The following is a 7,169-nucleotide window of genomic DNA, read 5'->3' as shown; positions in this document are numbered from 1 at the left end:
TCGTTTCTTTGTCAACAATTATTTTTGTTTTTTTCAAAACTTTTCAAATTGTTTATTCAGAAGAAACAATTCCTTGCGACAGCTTAGTTAGAATACCACTATAAAAAGAATCTGTCAACAATTTTTTTGAACTTTTTTTATTTTTTTGTGTTATACTTAATAAACAGCCCTGAATCAGGCTTTATAAAAAACATCTTATACTATAGAAGAAAGAGGTCATTTATCTTGAAATCTCAATCTAGTCCTTCAACTGCAAATACAAATGCCGGCAATCCATTAGGCATTGCTCCAACCGGCCGCCTTCTTGCTAAATTTGCAATCCCAGCTATCATCAGCATGCTGGTCAATGCTCTCTATAATATAGTAGACCAGATTTTTATCGGTCAGGGTGTCGGCATGCTCGGAAATGCTGCCACAAACATCGCATTTCCAGTCACAACCATTTCAACCGCCGCTGCACTGCTCCTCGGAATCGGCGGTGCATCTAACTACAATCTTGAAATGGGAGCTGGAAGAGAACGAAAAGCAAGCGAGATTGCAGGAAGTGCATTATCGACACTTGTTATTATAGGTACAGCCATTGCCGCAGCGATTTTAATCTTTTTGAAACCACTGCTTATCTTTTTTGGCGCAACAGATAATGTGATGCCTTACGCAATCGATTATGTAGGCATTATTGCTATCGGACTTCCATTCTTCACCTTATCCGTCGGCGGCAACCACCTGATTCGTGCTGACCGCAGTCCCACTTATTCTATGGTCTGCACTCTGATCGGAGCGATCATCAACACAATTCTTGACCCACTGTTTATCTTTGGTTTCAAATGGGGAATCAAGGGCGGTGCATGGGCTACTGTCATCGGCCAGTTTATTTCTGCCATGCTGGTTGTACTTTATTTTGCAAAATTTCGCCATATGCATCTGGAAAGAAATATGTTTAAGCCTCAGCTGATCCACCTCAAAGCAATCTCTTCGCTTGGACTTGCTTCGTGCATCAACCAGATTGCAATTGGTGCTGTCCAGATTGTAATGAATAACACTCTTCGTTATTACGGAGCGTCTTCTGTTTATGGAAGTGATATCCCGATTGCATGCGTTGGGATTGTGTCAAAAGTAAATATGGTTTTTCTTGCGATCTGCATTGGAATTGCCCAGGGTGCACAGCCTATCTGGGGCTTTAACTATGGAGCTAAAAAATACGACCGTGTTCGTCAGGCATATCGTTATTCTGCAACGGCATGTACGATCATTGCCACATTCTTTTTCCTGTGCTTCCAGATCTTTCCACATCAGATTATCAGCATGTTTGGCGGCGGAAGCGATCTGTACTTTAAATTCGCAGAAAATTATCTGAGGATTTTTATGCTCCTGACTTTCGCAAATGGTATCCAGCCGATGTCCTCCGGATTTTTTACTTCTATAGGAAAGGCTGGCCTCGGTATCATCATGTCTCTCACCAGACAGGTGATCTTCCTGCTTCCATTGATCATTATCTTTCCTATGTTTATGGGAATTGATGGCGTTATGTATGCAGGACCGATTGCCGACGCAGCTGCATTTGTACTGGCGGTTGTTTTTGCCCGCAGAGAACTTGGAAAAATGAAAAAAGCATAACTTTCCATATTTCAAAAGAACAACAAAAGCTGTATTTCAGGTTTTCGCCTGCTAATACAGCTTTGGCTTTAAAAATCTATTATTCACAGATATATTCTTCTATTTCTGTTACTCGGTTCCCCTTCTGTTCCTTCCATATCATAAGATACAGTTTATAATTCAAAGAATCACGCGCAATCGTAAAAGGTTCTTCTCTCAGAAGATCTGCACGAATTCCCTGGCTCTTCAACTCCCTCTGACGCTGTTTTGCTCTTTCCAATGCTTGCTGATACTTCCGTTCCATATCATCTCCAAAAAATCTTCTTGGATAATCTGCCGTTGCCTGCTGCAGTCTCTCTGACAACAGATCTACAATTCTGCTGTGCTTCGTCTGATGCAGCATAACTGCAAGTCTCTTCGCCCAGAATTTCGCAGGATGCTTTCTATAGAATTCTAACATTTTCAGTAAAGAAGTATCCTCACATTCCGCTGCCAGTTCTTTCATATAAACAATTGCTTTTTCAGAAGGTATCCAGGGATTTTCTCTGGGCACGATATATTTCTCCGGTACTGCCGGATAGCAGCAATAATTTAATGGTGGAAATTCTACAAGTGCCGCCAGTTTTATTTCTTCTTCCGTGCAATATGCCTCACCAAGATAATCATATTTATCCCTGAGAATCGCAAGGCGATACTCCAATTGTCGCAAATATTCATAGTCTTTTACCCAGAAATGACCAGTATATGCATATTCATACAGATGGACTTCCAATTCCAGATCCTCAAAAAACAATGTCAGCACTGTATCATCCTGTTTTATGACAAGTACAAATCTGCCATCCTGCCTGGCCATGGATGCCTGCAGTTCTCCCTGATAATCGCTGTGATATTCCCCCGTCATACGAACATTTCGAAAAACCAGAAAGCTCTCAACCGCATCATTCATCAGATATACCAATGGAATATCCATACTGGCCGATGCCTTATCCGATATTCTTCCCGATTCTGTCCGTATCTTCTCCGGAATGAGCAGTTCAAATTGATCCTGTTCCAACAACTGTGCCAGTTTTTCCAAAGTTTCTTCTGTCATTTTTCTCCTAACATTCTCTAATACTTCTATTCCCTGCTTTTATATTTTACCAAAAATCAGCTGATCTGCCATTTCACATGGCTTCCATTCTCATCTTTGTTTACGAGCAACTGATCTTCAATCTCCTGCTTCAGTTCTGACACATGAGAAATAATTCCAATCAGTCTGGAACCTTCTGCCATTTCCTGCAACACACGAACCGCCTGATTGCGTGAATGTTCGTCCAGTGAACCAAAGCCCTCATCAATAAACATCATGTCCAGGTTGATTGCAGCTGAACTCTGCTGAATCTGATCCGCCATTCCAAGCGCAAGCGACAATGCCGCCATAAAGGATTCTCCACCTGAAAGTGTACGAACCTCTCGCTCCTTCCCTGTTACAGTAGAATACACCATCAGATCAAGTCCCCGGTTTTTACCCTCACCGGCTTTTTCCAGATCATACATCCGGAGCTCAAACTGTCCTGCAGACATTTCCTGAAAGCGCCTGTTTGCAGCATACAAAATGCGTTCCAGATAATAGCGCTGCACATAAGTCTCAAGGTCCATACGAGATCCACTGACATTTCCTGAAGTCATACGGTACAACGCGTCGATTCTGGCATGTTCCTCCACGATTGATTTTCGCTCTTCCAGCCTGGATGAAAGTGTATCAAAAATTTCTCTGTCATCCTTGTTATCTATTCGCAATTGGTTATAAATCTTTTCTGTCTCCAAATATTCCGTTTCTGCAACTTCTTTTTCTTTCTGAAGTTCTTCCAACACTGGACGTTTTGATTCCCCAACTGCATTCTGCGCAGAATCTCGTCTTGCCTGTGCTGCAGTCTTTTTCTCATTATATGCATTAACCGTTTTCTGAAACTCTTCTGCCGCTTCACGGCTGTACGTCTCCACAAGCTCTTTCCATTCAGATTCTGTCATCTGTTTTATTTCCATTACTTCTGTATAAGAAGTTTTTCGATCTTCCACACACTTCTTCTGTTCCGGAATCTCCTGCTGGTAACGGCTGATCAGGGTTTCTGCCTGTTTCTGCGCATTTGCGGCTTTCTTCGCTTCTGCCAGAACTTTCTGATATACTTCTTCTGCCTGTTTTTTGCTGTCTTCAGCCTGAAGCAGTGCCGCCCTTGCCTCTTCTTCGGTCTTAAATTCAACGGACCCTTTTACATTTTCCAGCGCGGCTTCACTTCCTGCCAGTTTTTCAGCAGCAGCTTTTTCTTTCTCTGTACACTCATCATAAGTGTCCTGCAACTGTTTTTTCTGCTTTTCCACATTTTGAAGTGCTTCACGGATTTTTACCAGAAGCTTCGCATCTGCCGTCAGTTTTTCCAGTTCTGTCTCTGTCTGCTGTTTCCAGTTTTCCAGAGCATTGCTCATTTCCGTTACGCTCGACTGCTCTGTTATAGAAGAAATACTTCTGTGCAAACGTTCCTGGAGCTTTCGTACACTGGCAATATAAGTATCTTTTCGTGTATCGTATTCTGATCTGGCCGCCGCTGCATCCCCAGCAGCTTTTTCCTGATCTTTACGCAGTTTATCCACATTTGTCTGCATATTTTGCAGTTTTTCCTCAGAGATATCCACAGATTCCACATCTTTTTTCGCCGGATGTGGATGTTCTATGGAACCACACACCGGACAGGGTTTTCCCGGTTCCAGTTCTGCTGCAAGAAAGCCGGCCTGTGCGTTTAGAAAATACAGTCTCACTTCTTCATATTCTGTATTTACCGCGTTATATTTTTCAGTTATTTTTGCATAATTTTCTCTTGTTTTAATCGCATTTTTACGGCATTGTTCTGCCTGATTTCCCAGTACCCTAACGTCTTTAATCTCTTGCAAAACAGCATCTGCTTCCTGCTTTTTATTCTCTGCGAGTACCAGCTTCTTATCCACTTCAGCCAGCTCTTCGCTCTGTTTTTTCCACTGTATTTCTTTCTGTTCCAAAGTCTCCTGCTGCTTGCGTACTTTCTGTGTGTTTTCTGATGCCAAAGCACAGTTTTTCCTGTCTGCTTCTGCCTGCACACGCAGGCTCTTTATCTGATTCAAAAGCTCCAGTGCCTTCTGCACTTTTTCTGCAATTTTGCTGTAACTCTGCAATTCCTGATCACGAATCAGCTTTTTCTGCTCCTCTGCTTTTTCCGCTGTTTTCCGCGTTTCTTCCAATATTGGCAACTGTTTTTCCTGAGTCTTTAATGATTGTTCTAATTCTGTCAGTCGTCTCTCCGCATCATTTAAGAGAACACTGGTCTCTCTGATCTCATACGCATTTCTGATACGGCTGATCAGGGCTGTTGTTTCCACCATTTTTGCTTCATCACCTGCACATTCCTGCAGTTTCTGCTCTGCATCTTCCAGCTGTATAAACCATTTCAGAACCTCTTCTGCTCTCGTATATTCCTCTCTTTTTTCATCCCTGCTTTTCCCTGATTTCCGATAATCTTTTTCTGCCAGATCAGTATGTTTTTCCAGCCAGTCACACAGTTTTTCCACTTCTTCCAGAAAGTCAGTAAGGCGTGTCATCTCACCATCTTCCAGTTGTTTTTTCAACTGTTTCAGATTCTCTGATTCATATGTTTCAGGTATACGGATCCTGCTCACTTCTCCCTGACATTGTGTTTTCAGAACTGCGATTTCTTTCTCTTTTACGCGCTTGCGGTTACCCAGTTCTGTCACAATATCCTGATACATTTCTGTATTAAAAAGCTTCCGGAAAATGACCTTTTTATCATCTGATTTTGCACGAAGAAGGTCCATAAATTCGCCCTGTGCAATCATCGCAACCTGCATAAACTGACTCTTGGTAAGTCCTACAGTCTCCTGCAGTTTTCGGTCAGCTTCTTTGGATGGATATTCCAATCCGTCTGGCATGATCAGACTTACCGAACCTGTATTTTCTTTTGGTTTACCCTTGTTTGCACCTCTTGTGATCGTTTTGAGATGTCTCGGAACACGGCGCACTGTATAGATTTCCCGTTTTTCATCACGGTCTTCCGAAAAGACAAGTTCGACATACGGTTCTGAATCAAAATCCACATACTGGCTCTGCAGAACTACGCCTTCTTTTTTGTTTAAAGAAGAGCTGGCTTCTCCATATAAAGCAAAAACGATCGCATCAAAGATCGTCGTTTTTCCCGCTCCGGTATCCCCGGTTATAAGAAAAAGATTCTGATTTACTTTCTCAAAATCAATTGTAGTTTCTTTACCATATGAGCCAAATGCCTGCATTTTTAAACGTAAAGGTTTCATTTATTTCACCCCCTGAACCGTATGTAGTACATCCTGCAAAATCATCTTTTCTTCTTCGTCCAGATCTTTCAGGAAAGAGCAGCACAGCTCATACGGATCCAGCAATTCTTCTGTCTGTAACGTTCTGGTATAATCCGTTTTCCGCTGATTTTCCCTCCGGATCTCCAGCAGATTCGGAAATGCCAGACGGATACGTTCCTGCATATCGATCACATCCAGATCCGCCTTATCTGTCAGGATCACAGTCACATAATCCTTACAGGATTCTTTCAAAACCTCCTCCAGAGTTCCTTTTACAACCTTCACCTGTCGCAACGGTTCAAGCGGTAAAATTGTTGTTTTTACCTCTCCTTTTACACCCATTTCTACCATAATAATGCCTTTTTGCTGCTGTGCTTCACTCACAGAGCAGGCAAGCGGAGTTCCGCAATAACGGTATAATTCACTCCCGACTTTCATTGGTTTGTGGATGTGTCCGAGTGCTGCATAATCAAAATTTCCCAGCACATCCGCAGATACCTCATCAATATTTCCGACGGTGCGCATCTCAGAATCCATACGTTCCACATCCTCTGCATTCTTACCGGAAGGAAGATAAAACTGGTGGCTGACAAGTACATTTCTCTCGTCTGAATTAATTTTTTCACGTCCGATCAGACGATGAAGTGTTTCATTATAAGAAAGATTGTTTCCATTCTCATCCACTCCCACAACCTGTTTCACCATGGATGGTTTCACAAACGGAAGGAGGTAAAAATTCACCTCTCCGTATGCATCATTCAGTGTTACTTTTTCGATATATTCTGACTCTGTACGCGGCGGCTGTCCCACCATATAGATGTTCTGCCCGGAAAGGACTTTGCGGAAACAGTTGACTCTCGGAGCACTGTCGTGGTTTCCGCTGATCATCATAATAACCGCATCCGGCACTGCTTCGGTGAGTCCGACCAGAAAATGGTCAAAAACCTCCACCGCCTCCGCTGACGGAACTGCCTTATCGTAAATGTCACCCGCAATTACCACCGCATCCGGCCGTTCCCTGCGTGCCAGTTCTGTAATTTCATCCAATATATATTCCTGATCTTCCCGAAGATCACGGTTCATCAGTTTTAATCCTATATGCAGATCCGATAAATGAAAAAATTTCATAGAAAGCTCCTTGTCAGTCAGTCTTTTTGCCTCTGCGTATATCATAACATTTCGATTGTTTGACTGCATCTTTTTCTTTTGAAAAATTAAACTTA

The 7,169-nt window shown here is 42.5% G+C and carries 4 protein-coding genes; 1 reads left to right on the top strand and 3 read right to left on the bottom strand.

Going from position 1 to position 7,169, the window contains the following annotated elements:
- The first annotated feature begins 282 nt into the window (after positions 1–282).
- Entirely contained in the window at positions 283–1,614 is a 1,332-nt protein-coding gene (locus LI112_RS17405; protein ID WP_044924659.1) for an MATE family efflux transporter, read from the top strand.
- A gap of 79 nt (positions 1,615–1,693) precedes the next feature.
- On the opposite strand, the gene LI112_RS17400 is transcribed toward LI112_RS17405, so the two are convergent.
- The 3 genes from LI112_RS17400 to LI112_RS17390 all read right to left on the bottom strand — a co-directional run.
- A complete protein-coding gene (locus LI112_RS17400) occupies positions 1,694–2,683 on the bottom strand; it encodes a DUF3878 family protein (RefSeq protein WP_117998431.1) in 990 nt (329 codons plus the stop codon).
- Between the two features lie 56 nt (positions 2,684–2,739).
- The gene (locus tag LI112_RS17395) at positions 2,740–5,925 is read right to left on the bottom strand and encodes an AAA family ATPase (protein ID WP_129796128.1); all 3,186 of its coding nucleotides are present in this window, start codon (positions 5,923–5,925) and stop codon (positions 2,740–2,742) included.
- Positions 5,926–7,169, bottom strand: a 1,244-nt coding sequence (locus LI112_RS17390; RefSeq protein ID WP_319638648.1) for an exonuclease SbcCD subunit D, incomplete at its 5' end; no start/stop codon positions are given.

The sequence above is a fragment of the Blautia sp. 210820-DFI.6.14 genome (assembly GCF_020558815.1).
GTDB classification, from domain to species: Bacteria; Bacillota; Clostridia; order Lachnospirales; family Lachnospiraceae; genus Blautia_A; species Blautia_A obeum.
The sequence above is the reverse complement of the archived record's forward strand: the minus strand, read 5'-3'. Positions and strand labels throughout refer to the sequence as shown.

Coding starts and splice junctions, on each gene's coding strand:
- LI112_RS17395 (WP_129796128.1), bottom strand. CDS start 5,925: ATGAAACCTTTACGTTTAAAAATGCAGGCATTTGGCTCATATGGTAAA.
- LI112_RS17400 (WP_117998431.1), bottom strand. CDS start 2,683: ATGACAGAAGAAACTTTGGAAAAACTGGCACAGTTGTTGGAACAGGAT.